Consider the following 21,905-nt stretch of genomic DNA (forward strand, 5'->3'; position numbering starts at 1 on the left):
CCCCCCCCCCCCCCCAACCCCCCCCACCCCCCCCCCCCCCCCCCCCCCCCCCCCCCCCCCCGCCGCGGGGGGGGGGGGGGGGGGGGGGGGCCCCCCCCACGCAGGCACAGTGCCTGGGGACCCCCACCCCCGACCCCTCCCCGCAAGGAGGAGGGGTGCCAATGACGCAGCGCTCTCCGCTACCTGAAATGACGAGCCGTTAGTTTCATCCCCACTCGCGAAGTGACCGCATGACCCATCCCGGTGAGCAGTACTACCCGCCCGGCCTTCGCTGGGATGCAGAGATCGCGAGCGGCACGTTGCCGGATCTGCTGGCGCAGGCGGCAGCTGACTACACCGATCGCCCCGCGCTGGAATTCCGCGACCGGCAGATCACCTACACCCAGCTGCAGAACCACGCCGACACCGCCGCCGCGGCGCTGCTCGCGGCGGGCTACGGCCCCGGCGCCTCGGTCGCGCTGTTTCTCGGAAACACGCCGGATCATCCGATCAATTTCTTCGGCGCGCTGAAAGCCGGCGCCCGTGTGGTGCATCTGTCGCCGCTCGATGGCGAGCGGGCATTGTCGCACAAGCTCAGCGATTCCGGCGCGCGCGTGCTGATCACCACCGAGTCCGCCGCGCTGCTGCCGATGGCCGAGAAGTTTCTCGCCAAGGGGCTGCTCGACCGCCTGATCGTCTGCGCCGACGCGGCGTGGGGCGTCTCGACCGCGCCGCTGGCGCCGCTCCCGAACGATCCGCGCGTGATCCGCTACGCCGATTTCGTCAGGGATGCCAAGCCGCCCGCCGCCTGGCCGCCGATCAACAAGCACGACATCGCGCTGCTGCAATACACCGGCGGCACCACCGGCCTGCCGAAAGGCGCGATGCTGACGCACGCCAACCTGACCTCGGCGGTGTCGATCTTCGACCTGTGGCGCGTGGTGCGCGACGCGCCGGACGGCCAGTCGCGCGTGATCTGCGTGCTGCCGCTGTTCCACATCTACGCGCTGACGGTGATCCTGACGCGCGGCCTGAAGCGCGGCGAGCTGCTGTCGCTGCATCAGCGCTTCGACGTCGCGGCGATCTTCCACGACATCGAGAACAAGCGCGCCACCGCGTTCCCGGGCGTGCCGACGATGTGGATCGCGCTCGCCAACGATCCGTCGCTGGAGAGCCGCGATCTGTCGTCGCTGGTGACGGCGGGCTCCGGCGGCGCTCCGCTGCCGGTCGAGGTCGCGCGGCTGTTCGAGCGCAAAACGGGGCTGCAGCTCAAGAGCGGCTGGGGCATGACCGAGACCTGCTCGCCCGGCACCGGCCATCCGCCGGTCGGCCCGGACAAGCCCGGCTCGATCGGCCTGATGCTGCCGGGCATCGAAATGGACGTGGTGTCGCTGCAGGATGCCACCAAGGTGCTGCCGCCGGGCGAGGTCGGCGAGATCCGCGTGCGCGGGCCGAACGTCACCAAGGGCTATTGGAACCGGCCGAACGAAACCGCGGAATCCTTCGTGGGCGACCGTTTTCTCACCGGCGATATTGGCTATATGGACAGCGACGGCTATTTCTTCCTGGTCGACCGCAAGAAGGACATGATCATCTCCGGCGGCTTCAACGTCTATCCGCAGATGATCGAGCAGGCGATCTATGAGCATCCCGCCGTGCAGGAAGTGATCGTCATCGGCATCCCGGACGATTATCGCGGCGAAGCCGCGAAGGCGTTCGTCAAGCTGCGCGACGGCGCCGCGCCGTTCACGATCGAGGATCTCCGCGCATTCCTCACCGGCAAGCTCGGCAAGCACGAGCTGCCCACCGCCGTCGAATTCGTCGACGAATTGCCGCGCACGCCGGTCGGCAAATTGTCGCGTCACGAACTACGTAGTCAAATCTCACCCCACCTCAAAGCCCAAGCGTAAAACAGGCAAGGAGCCCGCTCATGACCGAGGCCGTTATCGTTTCCACCGCGCGCACGCCGATCGGCAAGGCGTATCGCGGTGCCCTCAACGCCACCGAGGGCGCAACCTTGCTTGGCCACGCCATCGAGCACGCCGTCAAGCGCGCCGGCATCGACCCGAAGGAGGTCGAGGATGTGGTGATGGGCGCGGCGATGCAGCAGGGCGCCACCGGCGGCAACATCGCCCGCAAGGCGCTGCTGCGCGCCGGCCTGCCGGTGACCACCGCCGGCACCACGATCGACCGCCAGTGCGCCTCCGGCCTGCAGGCGATGGCGCTGGCGGCACGCTCGGTGATCTTCGACGGCGTCGAGATCGCGGTCGGCGGGGGCGGCGAGTCGATCTCGCTGGTGCAGAACGACAAGATGAACACCTTCCACGCCGTAGATCCCGCGCTCGAGGCGATGAAGGGCGACGTCTACATGGCGATGCTCGACACCGCCGAAACCGTCGCCAAGCGCTACAACATTTCGCGCGAGCGCCAGGACGAGTACTCGCTGGAAAGCCAGCGCCGCACCGCGGCCGCGCAGCAGGGCGGCAAGTTCGCCGACGAGATCGCGCCGATTGCGACCAAGATGGGCGTCGTCGACAAGGCCACCGGCGCGGTGTCGTTCAAGGACATCACGCTGTCGCAGGACGAGGGCCCGCGGCCGGAGACGACAGCCGAAGGCCTCGCCGGCCTCAAGGCCGTGCGCGGCGAGGGCTTCACCATCACCGCCGGCAATGCCAGCCAGCTCTCGGACGGCGCCTCGGCCACGGTGATCATGAGCGACAAGACGGCGGCCGCGAAGGGCCTCAAGCCGCTCGGCATCTTCCGCGGCATGGTCTCCTACGGCTGCGAGCCGGACGAGATGGGGATCGGCCCGGTGTTCGCGGTGCCGCGCCTCCTGAAGCGTCATGGCCTCAGCGTCGACGACATCGGCCTGTGGGAGCTCAACGAGGCCTTCGCCGTGCAGGTGCTCTACTGCCGCGACAAGCTCGGCATCGATCCGGAGAAGCTCAACGTCAACGGCGGCGCGATCTCGGTCGGCCATCCCTACGGCATGTCGGGCGCACGCCTCGCCGGCCACGCGCTGATCGAAGGCCGCCGCCGCAACGCCAAATACGCAGTCGTCACCATGTGCGTCGGCGGCGGCATGGGCTCGGCGGGCCTGTTCGAGATCGTGCAGTAACTAATCGCCGCGTAACGCGACGCAACCTCTCCCCGCGCGCGGGGAGAGGTCGGATTGCGCAGCAATCCGGGTGAGGGGGCTCCTCCGCGAGGCCGAGAGTTCGCGCTCGCGTCGCCCCTCACCCCAACCCTCTCCCCGCAAGAGCGGGGCGAGGGAGCGGGCTGCCGGCGCGGCGACGACTGAGTGACAACTGATCTGATTGACCCCAGGAGGATCCGATGGATCTGAATTTCACCAAGGAAGAAATCGCGTTTCGCGACGAGGTGCGGCAGTTCTTCAAGGACAACGTGCCGCCGAAGACCCGCCAGAAGCTGGTCGAGGGCCGGCATCCGTCCAAGGACGACATGGTGGAGTGGTATCGCATCCTCCACAAGAAGGGCTGGGGCGTGACGCACTGGCCGAAGGAATATGGCGGCACCGGCTGGAGCAGCGTGCAGCACTACATCTTCAACGAAGAGCTGCAGGCTGCGCCCGCGCCGCAGCCGCTCGCCTTCGGTGTGTCGATGGTCGGCCCGGTGATCTACACCTTCGGCAGCGAGGAGCAGAAGAAGCGCTTCCTGCCGCGCATCGCCAGCGTCGAGGATTGGTGGTGCCAGGGCTTCTCCGAGCCGGGCTCGGGTTCGGATCTCGCCTCGCTCAAGACCAAGGCCGAGAAGAAGGGCGACAAGTGGATCATCAACGGCCAGAAGACCTGGACCACGCTGGCGCAGTATGCCGACTGGATCTTCTGCCTGTGCCGCACTGATCCGGCCGCCAAGAAGCAGTCGGGCATTTCCTTCATCCTGGTCGACATGAAGTCGAAGGGCATCACGGTGCGCCCGATCCAGACCATCGATGGCGGCAAGGAAGTCAACGAAGTGTTCTTCGACGACGTCGAAGTGCCGCTGGAAAATCTCGTCGGTGAGGAGAACAAGGGCTGGGACTACGCCAAGTTCCTGCTCGGCAACGAGCGCACCGGCATCGCCCGCGTCGGTATGTCGAAAGAGCGCATCCGCCGCATCAAGGAGCTCGCCGCCAAGGTCGAGTCCGGCGGCAAGCCGGTGATCGAGGACAGCAAGTTCCGTGAGAAGCTGGCCGCGGTCGAGATCGAGCTGAAGGCGCTCGAACTCACGCAGCTGCGCGTCGTCGCCGACGAAGGCAAGCACGGCAAGGGCAAGCCGAACCCGGCGTCGTCGGTGCTGAAGATCAAGGGCTCCGAGATCCAGCAGGCGACCACCGAGCTGTTGATGGAAGTGATCGGTCCGTTCGCCGCGCCCTACGACGTGCACGGCGACGACGACAGCAACGAGACCATGGATTGGACTGCGCAGATCGCGCCGAGCTACTTCAACAACCGCAAGGTGTCGATCTACGGCGGCTCGAACGAGATCCAGCGCAACATCATCACCAAGGCGGTGCTCGGGCTGTAAGGCGCGATGCGAGGCGTCTCCTAACCTCTCCCCGCGCGCGGGGAGAGGTCGACCGGCGAAGCCGGTCGGCTGAGGGGGCGCTTCAGCGCGGCCGAGCCTTCGAGACTCGCGGAGACGCCCCCTCACCCCGACCCTCTCCCCGCAAGCGGGGAGAGGGAGCACGGCCACCGAATTTCTCAAGGAAGCATCACCATGGATTTTGATTTGTCGGAAGAGCAGCGGCTCCTCAAGGACAGCGTCGAGGGGCTGCTGAAGTCCTCGTACGATTTCGACAGCCGCAAGAAGTACGCCAAGGAAAAGGACGGCTGGAGCCGTGACGTCTGGGGCAAGTTCGCCGAGCAGGGCCTGCTCGGCCTGCCGTTCTCCGAAGAAGACGGCGGCTTCGGCGCCGGCGCGGTCGAGACCATGATCGTCATGGAAGCGCTCGGCCATTCGCTGGTGCTCGAGCCCTATCTGCCGACCGTGATCGTCGCCGGCGGCTTCCTGCGCCGCGCCGGCTCGGCCGAACAGAAGGCCGCGCATCTGCCCGGCATCATCGACGGCAGCAAGACCTTCGCGTTCGCCCAGCTCGAAAAGAACTCGCGCTGGGATCTCGGCGACGTCACCACCACCGCCAAGAAGAAGGGCGACGGCTGGGTCATCGACGGCGAGAAGTTCGTCGTGCTGAACGGCGAGGCCGCCGACACGCTGGTGGTCACCGCGCGCACCGCGGGCGGCCAGCGTGATCGAAATGGCGTCGGCGTGTTCCTGGTGCCGGCGGACGCCAAGGGCGTGTCGCGCAAGGGCTACCCGACCCAGGACGGCCAGCGCGCCGCCGATATCACCTTCACCGGCGTCGAAGTCGGCGCCGATGCGGCGATCGGCGATCCGGCCAACGGCCTGCCGCTGATCGAGCAGGTGGTCGACGATGCCCGCACCGCGTTGTGCGCGGAGGCGGTCGGCGCGATGGATGAATCGCTCACCACCACGGTCGAGTACATCAAGACCCGCAAGCAGTTCGGCGTGCCGATCGGCAGCTTCCAGGTGCTGCAGCATCGCGCCGCCGACATGTTCGTCGCCTCCGAACAGGCCCGCTCGATGGCGATGCTGGCCACCATGGCGGCGGAGTTCGACGACGCCAAGGAACGCGCCAACGCCATCTCGGCCGCGAAGGTGCAGATCGGCAAGTCGGCCAAGTTCGTCGGCCAGCAGTCGATCCAGCTCCACGGCGGCATCGGCATGACCATGGAAGCCAAGATCGGCCACTACTTCAAGCGGCTGACCATGATCGAGCAGACCTTCGGCGACACCGAGTATCACCTGACCCAGGTCAGCAACGGCGGCGGGCTGATCTAGGCCCCTCCACGAGTCATTCCGGGGCACTCACGAAGTGAGCGAACCCGGAATCTCTCACTTTCGTCATTCCGGGGCGCGCGTAGCGCGAACCCCGGAATGACTTGTACCAACGTCATTGCCGGGCTTGACCCGGCAATCCATCTTCTTCGGAAGAGATGGATGCGCGGGTCAAGCCCGCGCATGACGGCCAGAATGCGGAATAACCGCAAGTAACAACCTTAGGGAGCCCGCCATGACCGCCAATCCGTTCGATCTCACCGGCAAGGTCGCCGTCGTCACCGGCTCGTCGCGCGGCATCGGGCGGGCGTCGGCGGAGCTGCTGGCGAAGCTCGGAGCCAAGGTGGTGGTGTCGAGCCGCAAGGCCGATGCGTGCGAGGAAGTCGCCGAGGGCATCCGCAAGAACGGCGGCGACGCCCACGTCATCGCCTGCAACATCTCGCGCAAGGCCGAGATCGACGCGCTGATCGACGGCACCAATGCCAAATACGGCAAGGTCGACATCCTGGTCTGCAATGCCGCGGTGAATCCGTATTACGGCCCGCTGCTCGAAATTCCGGACGAAGCCTTCGACAAGATCATGGCGTCGAACGTGAAGAGCAATCTGTGGCTGTGCGCCCGCGCCATGCCGCAGATGGCGGAGCGTGGCAACGGCTCGGTGGTGATCATCTCGTCGATCGGCGGCCTGCGCGGCTCCACCGTGATCGGCGCCTACGGCATTTCCAAAGCGGCCGACTTCGCGCTGTGCCGCAGCCTCGCCGGCGAGTACGGCCCGAAGGGCGTCCGCGTCAACGCCATCGCACCAGGCCTGGTCAAGACCGACTTCGCCCGCGCGCTGTGGGAAGACGAAGCCAACCTCAAGCGCCGCACCGCCTCGACCCCGCTGCGCCGCATCGGCGAGCCGCACGAGATCGCCGGCGCCGTCGCGTATCTGGGCTCCGACGCCTCGACCTTCATGACCGGCCAGACCATCGTGATCGACGGCGGCGTGACGACAGCGTCGGTGTAGTTAAACTCCCCACCGCCCTCGGTTGTCATTCCGGGGCGCTCGCGAAGCGAGCGAACCCGGAATCTCTCTTTGCAACAACCTCGGGATTCCGGGTTCGCGCTACGCGCGCCCCGGAATGACGGAGTGAGTTCGTAGGGTGGGCAAAGGCGCGCAGCGCCGTGCCCACGCGGACCGGCTCAGTGCCCGCGTCGCCCCTCACCCCAACCCTCTCCCCGCAAGAGCGGGGCGAGGGAGCGGGCCGGCGCGAGTTGTTCGGTGGTCACACTGCCTCACTCACCTTCGCCCCCGCCACAATCTTGCGCAGCTCCGGCAGGCACGAGCCGCAATTCGTCCCGGCGCGGAGACTTTTGCCGATCGTCTCGACGCTGACGGCGGCGCCGCTTTCGAGTGCGTCACGGATAGTGAGAAGGCCGACGCCGAAGCAGGCGCAGACGATCGGGCCGGCATCTGCGAGGCCGTCGGTGGAGCGGCCGGATAGCACCGCGCGGCGCTGCGCAGTCTCCAGCGCTTCGGCTTCGAACAGCGCTTTGACCGCATCCCATTGCGGCGCGGCCTCGGCCGGGCCGACGAACAGGCAGCCGACCAGTCTGCCGTCCTGAAACGCAGCCGCGCGAAAACTCTGCCGCGGCTCGTCGAGATACTCGGCGAGCTCGACATCGTCGCCGAACAGCGCCGCCGCCTGCGCGCGCCATTCAGCCGCCGGCGCGTTGCTGGCGAACAGCGCCGCCGTGCCGCCGCGCACCGCGACCTTCGCCCACCAGCTCTCCGCCGGGATTGGCAACGCTCCGCGCGACAACGCGAAGCCGCGTAATGCGTAGCTGACCGGTGCGATCGCCGCCGGCGTCGCCTTGGCTTCCGGCTGGCCCGAGAACGGATCGGTGATCGACGCCACCAGCGCGCCGACGCGCGCGGTCGCCGCGGTCTCGCCGCTCCAATGGATCGGCGCGAACAACGCGCCGCGGCGTTGCCCGGCGCTGATCACCACCTTGAGCACGCAGGCGCCGTCGCGCGTCGCCACGCGCGCGAAGCCGCCATCGATAAGGCCATGCCGCGCGGCATCGTCGGGATGCACCTCGACGAACGGCTCCGGCAGATGCGCGCCGAGCCGCGGGCTGAGCCCGGTGCGGGTCATGGTGTGCCACTGGTCGCGGATGCGGCCGGTGTTCAGCACCAGCGGGAATGCGGGCGAGGAGGCCTCATGCAGCGCAGGCCTCTCCGGCGCGATCAGCCGCGCCTTGCGGTCCGGCGTGTAGTAACCGCCCGCCGCGAAGAAGCGCGAGTCGGCGAGCGGTCCGCCCGCGCGCGCTGGCCACTGCACCGGATCGAGCGCGTTGAAGGCGTCGTCACTCAGCGTCGCCAGCGCGCCGATGTCGAAATCACGCGCGCCGTCGTTCTCGAAGGCTGACAGCGCGGCGTGCTCGCGGAAGATGTCCGCGGCGGACCGATAGGCGAAAGCGTCGCCGAAGCCCATCCGCTGCGCCACTTGGCTGACGGCCCACCAATCCGGCCGCGCGTCGCCGGGCAGCGGCAGGAACGCGCGTTGCCGCGAGATCCGGCGCTCCGAATTGGTGACGGTGCCGTCCTTCTCGCCCCATGCCGCAGCGGGCAGCAGCACATGCGCGCCGGCGGCGACGGTGTCGTTGCTGATCACGTTCTCGGAGATCACAAGCAGATCGAGCGTCTTCAGCGCCTCCTGCACGAAGCCGGCGCGTGGCAGCGACACCGCCGGGTTGGTCGCCATGATCCACAGCGCCTTGATCTCGCCGCGACCGATCGCGTCGAACAGTTGCACAGCCTTCAGCCCCTCGCGCTGCGCCATGTTTGGCGCGCGCCAGAACCGGCCGACGCGGTCGATCGCCTCCGCGTCGAACCCCATATGGGCGGCGAGCTGATTGGCGAGGCCGCCGACCTCGCGCCCGCCCATCGCATTGGGCTGGCCGGTGAGCGAGAACGGCCCCATGCCGGGCCTGCCGATCCGCCCGGTGGCGAGATGGCAGTTGATGATCGCATTCACCTTGTCGGTGCCCTGCGCCGATTGGTTGACGCCCTGCGAATAGCAAGTAATGACCTTCTCGGTGCCGCGGAACAGCGCGAAGAACCGCGCGACGTCCGTCGCATCCACGCCAGTCGCCGCCGCCGTCGCGGTGAGATCCGGCGCGATCTCGCGGGCGCGCACCAGCGCTTCGGTGAAGCCGGTGGTGTGGGCTTCGAGATAGGCGTCGTCGAGCGCCAGCGTGTCGGCGAGATGCACCAGCAGGCCGCTGAATAAAGCGGTGTCCATGCCGGGCGCCACCGCCAGATGCAGATCATCGTCTTCGACGCTCGCGGTGCGGCGCGGATCGATCACCACGATCTTCGCACCGCGTGCGCGCTTGTTGGCGAGCATGCGCTGATACAGCACCGGATGGCACCACGCCGCGTTGGAGCCGACCAGCACGATCAGATCGGCCGCGTCGAGATCGGCGTAGCTGCCCGGCACGGTGTCGCTGCCGAAGGCGCGGCGATGGCCGGCGACCGAGGAGGCCATGCACAACCGCGAATTGGTGTCGACATTGGCCGAGCCGATGAAGCCCTTCATGAGCTTGTTGGCGACGTAGTAATCCTCTGTGAGGAGTTGGCCCGAGAGATAGAACGCGACCGAGTCTGGGCCGTGCTTGGCGATGGTCTCGGCGAAGCCATCAGCGACGCGCGTCAGCGCGTCATCCCACGCCACGCGCACCATCGTGCCATCGGCGCCGCGCCGCATCGGGTGCAGCAGCCGTGTCTCCAGCGCCAGCGTTTCGCCGAGCGCCGAGCCCTTCGAGCACAGCCGGCCGAAATTCGCCGGGTGCTCCGGATCGCCGCTGATCGCCGCGCCGCCGCTTCCGTCCGGCTTGGCGAGGACGCCGCAGCCGACGCCGCAATAGGCGCAGGTGGTGCGCACCGCCGGCGGATGCTGCGCGGAAGCGTTCATCAGTAGACGTCCTGCTGATAGCGGCCGTGTTTCTTCAGGTCGGAGACGAAGGCGGTCGCCTCCGCGGCGCTGCGCGCGCCGTGCTGCGCGACGATATCGACCAGCGCAAGCTCGACATCCTTCGCCATTCGCTTGGCGTCGCCGCAGACATAGATATTGGCGCCCTCGGTGAGCCAGCTCCACAGATCGCGGCCGACCTCGCGCATGCGGTCCTGCACGTAGATCTTCTCGCCGCTATCGCGCGACCACGCCAGCGACAGCCGCGTCAAGAGGCCGGAGCGCTTCATCGCATTCAGTTCGTCGTCGTAGAAGAAATCGCAAGCCGAGCGCTGATGGCCGAAGAACAGCCAGTTCTTGCCCGGCGCCTGCACCGCCTGGCGCTCATGCAGGAAGGCGCGGAACGGCGCGACGCCGGTGCCGGGGCCGATCATGATGATCGGCTGATTGGGATCGGCCGGCAGCGCGAAATTGTGCGCCTTCTGCACATAGACCCGCACGGTGTCGCCCGGCGCGACGCGCTCGGCGAGGCCGGTCGAGCAGACGCCGAGGCGTTGCCGCTTGCCGATCTGATAGCGCACGCAATCGACCGTCAGCGACAGCCGGCCGGGGATCGGCTTCGGCGACGACGAGATCGAATACAGCCGTGGCTGCAGCGGATCGAGCGCCTCGACGAAGGCCTCCGGATCGGGCCGGATGCCGGGAAACTTCTCCAGCGCCGCGAGCACGTCGAGCGTCGCGGCATCGCCGTCCGGATCCTCGCCATTGGCGAGCGCGCGGGCTTTCTTCCGCTTGTCGCCGCCGGTGATGTAGCTGATCAGCTGGAACAGCATGTCGGGCGCGGGCGACAGCGAGACGCTGTCGGTGAGCACCGCGCGCAGCGTGCGATCCGCGATCGGAAAATCGCCCGGCGCGCCGAGCGTCGTCAGCACCATCTCGACCAGCCTGGGATCGTTGCCCGGAAACAGCCCGAAGGAATCGCCGGCTTCGTAAGCGAGGCCTTCTTCGAGGTCGAACTCGATGTGCCAGGTTTCCTTCTCGGAGCCGTCCTTGTTCAGCTTGCGGCGGGAAAGGACTTTCGCCGTGGCCGGATTGTCGCGCGAGGTGCCGCGCGGCGGCAGCGCGGTGGCGGGCGCTGCATCGATCGACGGCGCCGCTGCGGCTTCAGCCTTCGGCACGCTGCCGATCTGCTCGGCCAGCATCTTGACCATCCGCGCGGTGTCCTTGCCGCCGGGTGCGCAGAGGTTCAGCCGAGTCTCTTTGCCTTCGAAGATCGCCGCCGAGTAGTTGCGGCAGTCGTAGCCGCATTGGCCGCAATCCTGCTGCGCCATCGCGGCCATCAGCTTCCAGCGCAGCGGCTTGCTGTCGGCGAGCTGCATCCGCTCGCCGATCGGCAACGTCTGGTCGTGCCACGGCGCGCCGCCATCGTCGTCCTCGGCCGCGGGGGCAGGGCCGCCGGCGAGCAGCGCTGAGGCCTGTTCGCTCGACAGTGCAGTGACGCCGGCGCCGTCGAGCGAGACCAGACCGGCGAAGAAGCCGTTGAGCCAGGCGCGTTGCTCGTCGGAGAACGGCGCGGTGTCCGGGATCAGCATCGGGAGGGGCGGCGTCATATTCTGGCTCATGCGTCCTCCGGGCTGGGCTCGACAGCAAAGATCTTTTGCAGCGTCGCGGTGTCGTGGCGGCGCGCGAAGGCGAGGAAGGTTTCGTCCGCCGAAGCGCGTTGCTCGAGATAAGTACTCAGCATGTGGGCGATCACTCTCGGCGCGTCGTCCTGCTTGACGTCGCGCAGCACTTCGGCGCCGATCGTCGCGCCATCGCCGAACGCGCCGCCGACATGGATGTGGAAGCCCTCGACGGCGTCCTCGTCGGAGATCGCCACCTTGGCGCCGATCAGGCCGATCTCGCTGATGTAGTGCTGCGCGCAGGAGTGATGGCAGCCGGTGAGGTGGATGTTCACCGGCGTGTCGAGCGCGACGCGCGGCTCGCAATACTGCGCGATCGCTTCGGCCGTCTCCTTGGTCTTCGCCGCGCCGAACCGGCAGCCGGTGGCGCCGGTGCAGGCGATCAGCCCGGCGCGGATCGGGCTCGCATCGATCGCGAGGCCGAGCGCGGTGATCGCCGCGCCTGCCTCAGCGACATGGTCATCGGCGACGCCGGAGATCAGCAGGTTCTGCCAGACGGTGAGGCGGATGTCGCCGTCGCCGAAGTTGCGCGCGATCGCGGCGAGGCCGCGCATCTGCGCCGACGACAATCGGCCGAGCGACAGCCGCACGCCGATCCAGTTCAGTCCCGGCTGCTTCTGCGGATGCACGCCGATATGCGCGCTGCGATCCTGCGCCGGCCGCGGCTGCGCGGCCTCTGCGGCGACGCGTACCAGTTTGCGGCCGAGCTTGTCCTCGACCAGCCTGAGAAACTCGTCGAAGCCGAAGCGGTCTAGCACGTATTTCAGCCGCGACTTCGCGCGGTCGGTGCGGTCGCCGTGCTCGATGAACACCCGCACGATCGCGTCCGCCACCTCGGTGGCTTCATCCGGCCGCACGATCACGCCGGTGTCACGGGCAAAGTCCTTGTGCCCGGTGATGCCGCCGAGCGAAAGCCGGAACCGCACGCCGGCTTCGACCCCAAACCCGTCTGCGATCATCACCGCCTGGAACGCGATGTCGTTGGTGTCCTCCAGCGTCGGGATCAGCCCGCCGCCGTCGAACGCGACGTTGAATTTACGCGGCAGGCCATACAGCGCGCGCTCGTTGAGGATGTGGAAGTGCCACTCGCGCGCGTAGGGCCGCGTGTCGATCAGTTCCTGCGGGTCGATGCCGGCGGTGGCCGAGCCGGTGACGTTGCGGATGTTGTCGGCGCCGGCGCCACGCGCCCACAGGCCGAGCGACTCGATGCCTTCGATCAGCGTCACCGCGTTCTTCGGTTCGATCTCGCGCATCTGCAGATTGGCGCGCGTCGTCACGTGGGAGTAACCGCCGGCGTAGTTGTCGGCGATATCGGCGAGGCCTTGCATCTGCCACGAGTTCAGCACGCCGTTGGGGATGCGCAGCCGGCACATATACGAGCTCTGCGTCGGGGCGACGTAGAACAGGCCGTAATAGCGCCAGCGGAAGTTATCAGCGGGCTTCGGCGGCACATTGTCCTTGGCCTGCTGCTTCAGCCGGCGATAGGCGTCGAACGGATGCTCCTCGCGCTTCCACTTCTCCTGGTCGACCAGCTTCTTGCCGGCCGCGGTGAAGCGATCCTGCGCGGCGAGGTGGATCGCGTCGGGGCCGGACGGCTGCGCCGCGCCGCCGGCAGGCAGGGCGCCGCGCTGCGCCCGCGCCGCGGTGACGCCGGAGGCGAAGCCTTCGAGATAGCGCTTCTGGTCGATCGTGAATTCGCTGCCCATCAGTCCCTCACGCGGCAACGGATTTGTCGGCGCGTGCTGCGAGCGCGCGGCCGAACATCATGTCGTTGCGGATCGTTTCGATCGAACGGCCGGAGCGGATCAGTTCGAGATACCAAAGGCCGTCGTTGGTATCGCCGAACAGCACGCAGCCGGTCAGCTTGCCGTCCTTGATCACCAGCTTGCGATAGCTGCCGAGGCCGGGATCGGTCATCACGATCGCCTCGGAGCCGGCGCCGCCGAGGAAATCGCCGGCCGAGAACAAGTTCACGCCGGTCACCTTGAGATTGGTCGCCAGCACACTGCCGCGATAGGCGCCGGCGCCGCCGGACAGATGCGACGCCAGCGCGCGGGCCTGCTCATAGGCCGGCTCGACCAGGCCGTAGCAGGCGCCGCGATGCTCGGCGCATTCGCCGATCGCGTAGATGCCGCGCGTGCTGGTCTGCAGATGATCGTCGACCAGGATGCCGCGGCCGATCTCGATGCCGGCGCCGTGCGCCAGCTCGACATTCGGCCGGATGCCGGCCGCCACCACCACGAGATCAGCGGGCAGGGCGCGGCCGTCCGCGAGCTGCACCGCTTCGACGCGGCCGTCGCCGGTGATTGCCGCGGTGTCGGCCGAGAGTTCGACCGTGATGCCCTTGCTCTCCACCGCGCGCTTCAGCATCGCCGCGGCGGTGGGGTCGAGCTGACGCTCCATCAGGCGATCCATCAGGTGCACGACGGTGACGCGCGCGCCGGCCTTGGCGAGGCCGTAGGCGGCCTCGAGGCCCAGCAGGCCGCCGCCGATCACCACGGCGCGGCGGCCGCCGGACGCGGCTTCCTCGATCGCCGCGACGTCGGTGAGATCGCGGAAGGTCAGCACGCCGGGCAGGTCCATGCCTTTCACGGCGAGGCGGATCGGCTTGGATCCGGTAGCGATCACCAGCCTGGCGAACGGCAGCGTCGCGCCGGTGGCGAGCCGGACGCGGCGGATGCCGGCGTCGATCGCGGTGGCGGCCGCGCTCTGGCCGTACAGCAACGTGACGCCGCGATCACGCCACCACTGCGCCGGTCGCAGCTCGATCTCGGCCTTCGAGACCTCGCGCGCCAGCACCGACGACAGCAGCACGCGATTATAGGCGAGCCGCGGCTCGTCGCCGATCACCGCGATCGCGTAGCGGCCGAGCGCGGTCTTGGCCAGCTCCTCCACCAGCCGCACCGCCGCCATGCCGTTGCCGATGATGACGAGAGGCTCGCTCATCGAAGCGTCACGCCGCCTCGATGAAGCGGTGCCGCTCGTAGAGGAATTCGAGCACGCGCTGGCGGCACTTCAAGTACGTCGCGTTGGTCGCCAGTTCGAGCCGCTTGCGCGGATGCGGCAGCGGGACGTCGAGCACTTCGCCGATCCGCGCCGATGGGCCGTTGGTCATCATCACGATGCGGTCGCTGAGCAGCACGGCCTCGTCGACGTCGTGGGTGATCATCAGGATGGTGTTGTTCAGCTTCTGATGCAGCGCCATCACCGAGTCCTGCAAGTGAGCGCGGGTCAAAGCATCGAGCGCGCCAAAGGGCTCGTCGAGCAGCAGAACCTTCGGCTCCATCGCCAGCGCTCGCGCAATGCCGACGCGCTGCTTCATGCCGCCGGAGATTTCCGACGGCCGCTTGTCCTTGGCGTGGCCCATCTGCACGAGGTTGAGGTTGTGCATCGTCCAGTCGTGCCGCTCGGCGCGGCTCTTGGTCTTGGCGAACACCTTGTCGACTCCGAGCCGGACGTTCTGGTACACGGTCAGCCACGGCAGCAGGCTGTGGTTCTGAAACACGACGGCGCGGTCCGGCCCCGGCGAGTTGACCTCGCGATCCTCCAGCAGCACGCCGCCGATCGTCGCCCGCGTCAGCCCGGCGACGATGTTCAGCAGCGTGGACTTGCCGCAGCCGGAATGGCCGATGATCGAGACGTATTCGCCCTGCGCGATGTCGAGCGAAACATCCTTGAGGACTTCGGTCGTCGCAGCGCCGCGGGTAAAGGTCTTGTCGATGTGATCGAGCTTCAAATAAGCGGTCATGTCGCGCTCCTTAATCCGCCGAAGTGCCGTGGGTGACGATGCGTCCGAGCCCCGCGATCATGCGGTCGAGCACGAAGCCGATGATGCCGACGTAGAACAGCGCCAGAATGATTTCGCTGATGTGCGAGGAATTCCAGGCGTCCCAGATGAAGAAGCCGATGCCGACGCCGCCGATCAACATCTCGGCCGCGATGATCGCCAGCCACGACAGGCCGATGCCGATGCGCAGGCCGGTGAAGATGTAGGGCGCGGCCGAGGGCAGCATCACCTTCCAGAAAAATTCCAGCGGATTGAGCTGCACCACCGCGGCGACGTTGCGATAGTCCTGCGGAATGTTGCGGATGCCGACCGCGGTGTTGATGATGATCGGCCAGATCGACGTAATGAAGATCACGAAGATCGCCGAGGGCTGGCCGTCGCGGAACGCGGCGAGCGACAGCGGCAGCCAGGCCAGCGGCGGGATGGTGCGCAGCACCTGAAAGATCGGATCGAGCCCGCGCATTGCCCACACCGACTGGCCGACCAGCGTGCCGAGCGCGATGCCGGCGACGGCGGCGAGCGAGTAGCCGAAGGCGACGCGCTGCAGGCTGGCGCTGAGGTGCCAGAACAGCCCCTTGTCGATGCCGCCGCGATCGAAGAACGGATCGAAGATCAGCTCCTTGGTATCGGCGTAGACTTTGGTCGGCGGCGGCAGCGCCGAGCCCGGTTGGCGGCAAACCAGCTCCCAGAACACCATCAGCAACGTGAACACGATCAGCGGCGGGATCACCCGTGCGGCGATCTCGCGCGCGTTCCGGACGTATCTGTCCGAACGCGGCTGCGGCTTCGGCCGCATCGTCACCACGGCGGATGACGGCGGAGTGAGGACGGTGACGGTCTCGGTTTCGGATTTCAGGGCAGTCATCGACATCGGTGGTGCTCCGTCGTCAGGAAAAGCGGGGACCGCGCCGCAGCGCGGTCCTGGTGATCTCAGGCTTCGACGCGCTTGATCGACAGCGATTTCAAATAGGCGGCGGGATCTTCCGGATCGAACACCTTGCCGTCGAAGAACGTCTCCTTGCCGCGCGACGTCGAGGCCGGAATGTCGGCCGCCGCGACGCCGAGCGTCTTGGCGGCGTCCTTCCACAGATCCTCGCGGTTGACCTTGGCGATCAGCGCCTTGCTGTCGTAGCCGGGCTCGTACTTGCCCCAGCGGATGTCCTCGGTCATGAACCAGAGATCGTGGCTCTGGAACGGGTAGGAGGCATGGTCCTTCCAGAACCGCATCTGCTGCGGCGAGTTCTCGACGACGCGCCCGGTGCCGTAGTCGAAGCGGCCCTTCATGCGGTCGATCACGTCCTCGGCGGGGACGTTGATCCACTGCCGCTTGGCGCAGATCCGCGCGGTCTCTTCGCGATTAGCTGGGTCTTCGCACCACTGCTGCGCTTCCATCACCGCCATCAGCAGCGCTTTCGCAGCCTTCGGGTACTTGTCGACCCACGCTGCGCGCATGCCGAGGGATTTTTCCGGATGCTTGTCCCACAGCTCGCCGGTGGTGAGCGCGGTGTAGCCGATGTTCTGATGGATAAGCTGCAGATTCCACGGCTCGCAGACGCAGAAGCAGTCCATCGTGCCGACCTTCATGTTCGCCACCATCTGGGCCGGCGGCACCACGATGGTTTCGATATCCTTGTCGGGGTCGATGCCGCCGGCCGCCAGCCAGTAGCGGATCCACAGATCGTGCGTCCCACCCGGGAAGGTCATCGCCGCCTTCACCGATTTGCCGGACGCCTTCTTCTTCTCCAGCGCGACCTTGAATGGCGCGGTGTCGAGCCCGACCTTGAGGTCCGCATATTCCTTGCCGACCGAGATGCACTGGCCGTTGAGGTTGAGCCGCGCCAGAATGTACATCGGCGTCGGCACGTTGTTCTGAGTCACCTTGCCGGACGAGATCAGATACGGCATCGGCGTCAGGATATGTGCGCCGTCGATGCCGTTGCCTTCGGAGCCGAGCACGAGGTTGTCGCGCGTTGTGCCCCACGACGCCTGCTTCTCGACGGTGACGTCGGGCATGCCGTATTTTGCGAAGATGCCCTTCTCCTTGGCGACGAACAGCGGTGAGGCGTCGGTCAGCGCGATGAAGCCGAGCTTGGCGCCTTTCACTTCAGGGCCGGCATCCTGCGCGAAGGCGCCGCCGGGAAAACTCAGCCTCGCCGCGGCGAGCAGTGCCGCTGCGCCGCCGCCGGCCTTCAGGAGTTGGCGGCGGCTCACTTTGCTTCCGATGCGGTCCTTGCTGATCATCGTTGCCATGTTTCCCTGCTGGGGTCGCGAGACCCTGGTTGCCCGTGATGCGGACGCCGCCGAACTCACAAAAAAAACGCTGCTGCCTGGCCGCGGCAGTGCGGGCCAGGACAGCAGCGTTGCTGTCGGAGTTTACGATGGACGCCGGGACACCCACCGGTGACCCGTTCTAGGAGTAGCGAAAACCGTGCCAACCGCGCCGTGCGCGTGATCCGGTAGTATTTGCAGTTAGTTGGTGCTGCGTGCCGCGAATTCAGCCGGCGACAAACGATGCGCATTCGCGCAGCACGGCTGAGCACAATGATGATGAATTGTGCAACGCATCAGGGGGCGCTGGGCGGAGCACGGCCTGCTCCTTCTCCCCGCGGGCGGGGAGAAGGCTGGGATGAGGGGGCGTCACCGCGCGGCCGAGCCCCCGAACCGATCGCACAACGGCTCGGCCTCGCGAAGGCGCCCCCTCACCCGACCCGGCCTCGCTGCGCTCAGCCGGGCCGACCTCTCCCCGCGCGCGGGGAGAGGTGACCTCGCCTCAGCGCCGAATCGTCAGCCCCGACAGATAGCCCGCGATGTCGTCCGGATCGAACGTCGTGCCGGTGCATTCGCCGATGCCGTCGGCGGGGGAGATCGGCAGGATCGGCGGGCCGCCCACCGCGGCTTCGTAGAGATCGGGGCGGAAGACCGCCTTGGCGGCGGCGAGCAGCTCGGCCGACAGCGGCGCCTGGCCCCAGCGCACCATCTGGGCGTAGTTCCACGCGCCCTGAATCGGGTCGGGCCGCGCCGCGGCTTCGCGGCCGACCAGCAGATAGCGGCCGGTCTCGCGGTAGCTGCCGTCCGGCGCCACTTTCAGCCGGCCGTCCAGCGTGCGGCGGATCAGCTCCGGCGTCACTTCGATGCGGCCGGGCGCGGTGAGGAGGGCGCAGACCTCGTCGCGGTTGGGTTCGTATTCGATGAACTGCGCCGCGCGGTCGTGCGCCCGGATCAGCCGCAGCAGCGTGTCGGGATGGCCCTCGGCCCAGGAGGCGCGCACCGCCAGCAGCTTTTCGGCAGCGCGCTCAAACAGCTCGCAGGAGAAATGCAGGATGTGGCCGATGCGCAGATCGATCGCCACCGAATTCCACGGCGCGCCGACGCAGAAGCCGTCGAGATGTTTGTTGGCGAGGCTCTCGACCATGTAGGGCGGCGGCAGCACGACCAGCCGCACATCCTCGTCTGGATCGACGCCGCCGGCGCCCATCCAGAACCGCAGATCGTAATTGTGGCTGGAGAACGGGAAGGTCATGCCGAAGATCAGCGGCTCCAGACCCATCTGTTTGCGGTCGGCGACGACCCGCGCCAGCGCCCGCGCCGACACCACCGGATCCGCGATGTCGCCGTCGACATTGGCGGCGATGGCGGCGTGCAGATCCGGCGATACCGTGATGGCGTTGCCGTTGACGCCGAGGCCGAAGCCGGAAATCACCGGCACGCGGATGTGGCCGATGCCGAGGCTGGAGGCGACCGCCATCGGCGCCAGCAGATGCGCGGCGTCGAACAGGCCGATGTTGAACTTGTCGCGGACATTGGCCCAGGAGATCTCGCGCACCAGCTCGACGTCGAGTCCCTCCTGCGCGCAAAACCCCTTGTCGACCGCCACGATCAGCGCCGCGGCGTCGACCAGCGGGATGAATCCGATTCGCAGGCGCTCGCTCATTTCAGCATCTCCGACGCGGTGACCACCGACTGGGCGATCTCGGCGATTTTCTTCTTCTCGTTCATGGCGGCGGTGCGCAGCAGCACATAGGCCTGCTCTTCGCTCAATCCCTTGGCCTTCATCAGAATGCCCTTGGCGCGGTCGATCACCTTGCGATCCTCCAGCGCGCTGCGGGCGCGGTGCAGTTCGCTTTCGAGACTGGCGAAGGCGTTGAAGCGCGAGATGCACAGATCGAGGATGTGCTTCATCCGCTCCTTCTTCAGCCCGTCGACGATATAGGCCGAGACGCCGGCGTCGACCGAGGCCTGGATCGAAGCGGTGTCGCTCTGGTCGACGAACATCGCGATCGGCCGCTTCACGATGCGGCTGACCTGGAACATCTGCTCCAGCATGTCGCGGCTCGGGTTTTCCAGATCGATCAGGATGACGTCGGGGTCGATCTCGTAGATCCGCGCCAGCAGATTGGTGGTCGCCGCCAGATAGGTGATCTGCGACATGCCGGCTTCGCGCAGCCCCTCGGTGAGAATTCCGGCGCGGACCGGGTTCTCATCGACGATCACGATTTTCAGCAGCGGGTCCATTCGCTAACCCCGCGTCGTCATTGCGAGGAACACCCGGATCGGCGCTTAGCGCCGTCCGGGCACAGGCTCCGCGACGAAGCAATCCAGCGCCGTGCACTGCGCCTCTGGATTGCTTCGCTTCGCTCGCAATGACGAACCACTCGAGGGCTCCCTCAATCCGGGTCATGGATGTACGCCCCGACAAACCACAGTCCTGCGGTCGATTGAAGGGGATTCACCGCCCGCCGCGCGTTGGAACTGCCCATATTGACGGCGGCGGCGCGATCGGGTGGTGTGCGGCTCAAACCTTCCTCGCTTCAGATTCCGGGACGAACGCTCATGTCATTCGTGATGGCCATCGATCAGGGCACCACCTCGTCGCGCGCGATCCTCTTCCGCGACGACATCTCGATCGCGGCCACGGCGCAGCGCGAATTTCCGCAGCATTTCCCGGCGTCCGGCTGGGTCGAGCACGAGCCCGAGGACATCTGGGCATCGACGTTGGCGACCTGCCGCGAGGCGATGGAGAAGGCCGGCGCCGCGGCCGCCGACATCGCGGCGATCGGCATCACCAACCAGCGCGAGACCGTGGTGGTGTGGGATCGCATTTCCGGCAAGGCGATCCACCGCGCCATCGTCTGGCAGGACCGCCGCACCGCGGAGGTCTGCACCCGGCTGAAGGCCGACGGCCATGAGCCGATGATCACCGACAAGACCGGGCTGATCATCGATCCGTATTTCTCCGGCACCAAGGTCGCCTGGCTGCTCGACAACGTTCCCGGCGCGCGTGCCCGTGCCGAGCGCGGCGAGCTGCGCTTCGGCACCATCGATTGCTATCTCTTGTGGCGGCTGACCGGCGGCCGCGTCCACGCCACCGATGCCACCAACGCGTCGCGTACGCTGCTGTTCAACATCCACACCGGCGAGTGGGACGACGATCTGTTGAAGCTGCTCGGCGTGCCGCGCTCGATGCTGCCGCAGGTCAAGGACTCCTCCGCGCATTTCGGCGACAGCGACTACGAGCTGTTCGGCGCCCCGATCGCGATCCGCGGCATCGCCGGCGATCAGCAGGCGGCGACGATCGGGCAGGCGTGCTTCACCCCCGGCATGATCAAATCGACCTACGGCACCGGCTGCTTTGCGCTGCTCAACACCGGCGCGACGCCGGTCCGCTCGCACAACAAGCTGCTGACGACGATCGCCTATCAGCTCGGCGGCAAGCGCACCTACGCACTCGAAGGCTCGATCTTCGTCGCAGGTAGCGCGGTGCAATGGCTGCGCGACGGCCTTGGCATCATCAAGCACGCCAGCGAGACCGGCCCGCTCGCCGACAAATCGGATTCGATGCAGAGCGTGTATCTGGTGCCGGCCTTCGTCGGCATGGGCGCGCCGTACTGGAATCCGCGGGTCCGCGGCGCGCTGTTCGGCATGACGCGCAACACCGGCCCGGCCGAGCTGGCGCACGCCGTGCTGGAGAGCGTCTGCTACCAGACCTACGATCTGTGGGCCGCGATGCGCGACGACTGGTCCGGCGCCGACGCCGCGCCGCCGGTGCTGCGCGTCGACGGCGGCATGGCCGCCTCCGACTGGACCATGCAGCGCCTCGCCGACCTCCTGGACGCCCCGGTCGACCGCCCCGTGATCCAGGAAACCACCGCCCTCGGCGCCGCCTACCTGGCCGGCCTCAGCGCCGGCGTCTACCCCGAGCCGCAGAAATTCGCCGACAACTGGCGCCTCGACCACCGCTTCCGCCCGGCGATGAGCGCCGCCACCCGCGAGCGCAAACTGGCCGGCTGGCGCAGGGCCGTGAAGGGCCTGCTGGCCAGCGACGAGGGGGAGTAGGCGGCCGTGTAGCCCGATACGCCATCCCCATCCGCAGCGCGCCCCCTCTCCCGCTTGCGGGAGAGGGGTGGGGTGAGGGCGACGCGAGCACTGACTCCGTCAGTAGCGAGCACTGACTCCGTCAGTAGCCCGGATGAAGCGCAGCGAAATGCGGGACGGCATCGACAACGCTCCCCGGATTACGCTTCGCTCCATCCGGGCTACAGACTAGCGACAGCTTCCCTTGACAAAATTCCTACAAGGACTATAGTCCCTTCATCCCGTCCCAAGGAGAGGGGCGATGCGCGATCGTCACGGTTCGCGGGG

Annotated in this window: 15 protein-coding genes; 6 read left to right on the forward strand and 9 right to left on the reverse strand. The window is 67.4% G+C overall.

The window, feature by feature from the left end; translation table 11 throughout:
• Window positions 1-230: 230 nt before the first annotated feature.
• The 5 genes from pimA to LPW26_RS23910 all read left to right on the forward strand — a co-directional run bounded on the left by pimA (window position 231) and on the right by LPW26_RS23910 (window position 6,847).
• Window positions 231-1,889 carry a dicarboxylate--CoA ligase PimA gene (pimA, locus tag LPW26_RS23890; protein WP_238738238.1) on the forward strand — a complete coding sequence of 553 codons (1,659 nt, stop codon included), beginning with the start codon at window positions 231-233 and terminating at the stop codon, window positions 1,887-1,889.
• Window positions 1,890-1,909: 20 nt separating this feature from the next.
• A complete protein-coding gene (locus tag LPW26_RS23895) occupies window positions 1,910-3,097 on the forward strand; it encodes an acetyl-CoA C-acyltransferase (RefSeq protein WP_238738240.1) in 1,188 nt (395 codons plus the stop codon).
• 218 nt (window positions 3,098-3,315) lie between these two features.
• The gene (gene pimC / locus LPW26_RS23900; RefSeq protein ID WP_238738241.1) at window positions 3,316-4,506 is read left to right on the forward strand and encodes a pimeloyl-CoA dehydrogenase large subunit; all 1,191 of its coding nucleotides are present in this window, start codon (window positions 3,316-3,318) and stop codon (window positions 4,504-4,506) included.
• Between the two features lie 192 nt (window positions 4,507-4,698).
• Complete coding sequence (gene pimD, locus LPW26_RS23905; protein ID WP_238738243.1) at window positions 4,699-5,841, forward strand: pimeloyl-CoA dehydrogenase small subunit; 1,143 nt, start codon at window positions 4,699-4,701, stop codon at window positions 5,839-5,841.
• A gap of 232 nt (window positions 5,842-6,073) precedes the next feature.
• Window positions 6,074-6,847: an SDR family NAD(P)-dependent oxidoreductase gene (locus LPW26_RS23910; RefSeq protein WP_238738245.1), complete on the forward strand. Its 774-nt coding sequence runs from the start codon at window positions 6,074-6,076 to the stop codon at window positions 6,845-6,847.
• A gap of 259 nt (window positions 6,848-7,106) precedes the next feature.
• Here LPW26_RS23910 and LPW26_RS23915 read toward each other — a convergent pair whose 3' ends face one another.
• From LPW26_RS23915 to LPW26_RS23955, 9 genes are all read right to left on the reverse strand, one after another.
• Window positions 7,107-9,800, reverse strand: a complete 2,694-nt coding sequence (locus LPW26_RS23915) for a nitrate reductase (RefSeq protein WP_238738246.1) — start codon at window positions 9,798-9,800, stop codon at window positions 7,107-7,109.
• Complete coding sequence (locus LPW26_RS23920) at window positions 9,800-11,419, reverse strand: sulfite reductase subunit alpha (RefSeq protein ID WP_238738247.1); 1,620 nt, start codon at window positions 11,417-11,419, stop codon at window positions 9,800-9,802. Before LPW26_RS23920 ends, LPW26_RS23915 begins: the two co-directional genes overlap by 1 nt.
• Window positions 11,416-13,185, reverse strand: a complete 1,770-nt coding sequence (locus LPW26_RS23925; protein WP_238738249.1) for a NirA family protein — start codon at window positions 13,183-13,185, stop codon at window positions 11,416-11,418. The genes LPW26_RS23920 and LPW26_RS23925 overlap by 4 nt, the downstream gene beginning before the upstream one ends.
• Before the next feature lie 7 nt (window positions 13,186-13,192).
• Window positions 13,193-14,425 (reverse strand): NAD(P)/FAD-dependent oxidoreductase, encoded by a 1,233-nt coding sequence (locus LPW26_RS23930; protein WP_238738250.1) that lies wholly within the window; start codon window positions 14,423-14,425, stop codon window positions 13,193-13,195.
• 7 nt (window positions 14,426-14,432) lie between these two features.
• The gene (locus tag LPW26_RS23935) at window positions 14,433-15,227 is read right to left on the reverse strand and encodes an ABC transporter ATP-binding protein (protein WP_238738251.1); all 795 of its coding nucleotides are present in this window, start codon (window positions 15,225-15,227) and stop codon (window positions 14,433-14,435) included.
• A gap of 10 nt (window positions 15,228-15,237) precedes the next feature.
• The gene (ntrB, locus tag LPW26_RS23940; RefSeq protein WP_238738253.1) at window positions 15,238-16,137 is read right to left on the reverse strand and encodes a nitrate ABC transporter permease; all 900 of its coding nucleotides are present in this window, start codon (window positions 16,135-16,137) and stop codon (window positions 15,238-15,240) included.
• Between the two features lie 59 nt (window positions 16,138-16,196).
• A complete protein-coding gene (locus LPW26_RS23945; protein WP_238738260.1) occupies window positions 16,197-17,507 on the reverse strand; it encodes a CmpA/NrtA family ABC transporter substrate-binding protein in 1,311 nt (436 codons plus the stop codon).
• Window positions 17,508-18,036: 529 nt separating this feature from the next.
• Window positions 18,037-19,197, reverse strand: coding sequence for a CmpA/NrtA family ABC transporter substrate-binding protein (locus tag LPW26_RS23950; protein ID WP_238738255.1), 1,161 nt, complete (start codon window positions 19,195-19,197; stop codon window positions 18,037-18,039).
• Window positions 19,194-19,778, reverse strand: coding sequence for an ANTAR domain-containing response regulator (locus LPW26_RS23955; RefSeq protein WP_238738257.1), 585 nt, complete (start codon window positions 19,776-19,778; stop codon window positions 19,194-19,196). Before LPW26_RS23955 ends, LPW26_RS23950 begins: the two co-directional genes overlap by 4 nt.
• Before the next feature lie 318 nt (window positions 19,779-20,096).
• Between LPW26_RS23955 and glpK the strand changes: the two genes are divergently transcribed.
• Window positions 20,097-21,599, forward strand: a complete 1,503-nt coding sequence (gene glpK / locus LPW26_RS23960) for a glycerol kinase GlpK (protein ID WP_238738259.1) — start codon at window positions 20,097-20,099, stop codon at window positions 21,597-21,599.
• Window positions 21,600-21,905: the final 306 nt, after the last annotated feature.

The organism is Rhodopseudomonas infernalis (assembly GCF_022271405.1).
Classification (GTDB): Bacteria; Pseudomonadota; Alphaproteobacteria; order Rhizobiales; family Xanthobacteraceae; genus Rhodopseudomonas; species Rhodopseudomonas infernalis.

What these genes read in the sequence shown, in the direction of transcription:
- glpK (WP_238738259.1), top strand. Translation starts at nt 20,097, where the DNA reads ATGTCATTCGTGATGGCCATCGATCAGGGCACCACCTCGTCGCGCGCG.
- LPW26_RS23895 (WP_238738240.1), top strand. Translation starts at nt 1,910, where the DNA reads ATGACCGAGGCCGTTATCGTTTCCACCGCGCGCACGCCGATCGGCAAG.
- LPW26_RS23930 (WP_238738250.1), bottom strand. Translation starts at nt 14,425, where the DNA reads ATGAGCGAGCCTCTCGTCATCATCGGCAACGGCATGGCGGCGGTGCGG.
- LPW26_RS23925 (WP_238738249.1), bottom strand. Translation starts at nt 13,185, where the DNA reads ATGGGCAGCGAATTCACGATCGACCAGAAGCGCTATCTCGAAGGCTTC.
- pimC (WP_238738241.1), top strand. Translation starts at nt 3,316, where the DNA reads ATGGATCTGAATTTCACCAAGGAAGAAATCGCGTTTCGCGACGAGGTG.
- LPW26_RS23910 (WP_238738245.1), top strand. Translation starts at nt 6,074, where the DNA reads ATGACCGCCAATCCGTTCGATCTCACCGGCAAGGTCGCCGTCGTCACC.
- LPW26_RS23915 (WP_238738246.1), bottom strand. Translation starts at nt 9,800, where the DNA reads ATGAACGCTTCCGCGCAGCATCCGCCGGCGGTGCGCACCACCTGCGCC.
- LPW26_RS23920 (WP_238738247.1), bottom strand. Translation starts at nt 11,419, where the DNA reads ATGAGCCAGAATATGACGCCGCCCCTCCCGATGCTGATCCCGGACACC.
- LPW26_RS23945 (WP_238738260.1), bottom strand. Translation starts at nt 17,507, where the DNA reads ATGATCAGCAAGGACCGCATCGGAAGCAAAGTGAGCCGCCGCCAACTC.
- pimA (WP_238738238.1), top strand. Translation starts at nt 231, where the DNA reads ATGACCCATCCCGGTGAGCAGTACTACCCGCCCGGCCTTCGCTGGGAT.
- LPW26_RS23935 (WP_238738251.1), bottom strand. Translation starts at nt 15,227, where the DNA reads ATGACCGCTTATTTGAAGCTCGATCACATCGACAAGACCTTTACCCGC.
- LPW26_RS23950 (WP_238738255.1), bottom strand. Translation starts at nt 19,197, where the DNA reads ATGAGCGAGCGCCTGCGAATCGGATTCATCCCGCTGGTCGACGCCGCG.
- ntrB (WP_238738253.1), bottom strand. Translation starts at nt 16,137, where the DNA reads ATGTCGATGACTGCCCTGAAATCCGAAACCGAGACCGTCACCGTCCTC.
- pimD (WP_238738243.1), top strand. Translation starts at nt 4,699, where the DNA reads ATGGATTTTGATTTGTCGGAAGAGCAGCGGCTCCTCAAGGACAGCGTC.
- LPW26_RS23955 (WP_238738257.1), bottom strand. Translation starts at nt 19,778, where the DNA reads ATGGACCCGCTGCTGAAAATCGTGATCGTCGATGAGAACCCGGTCCGC.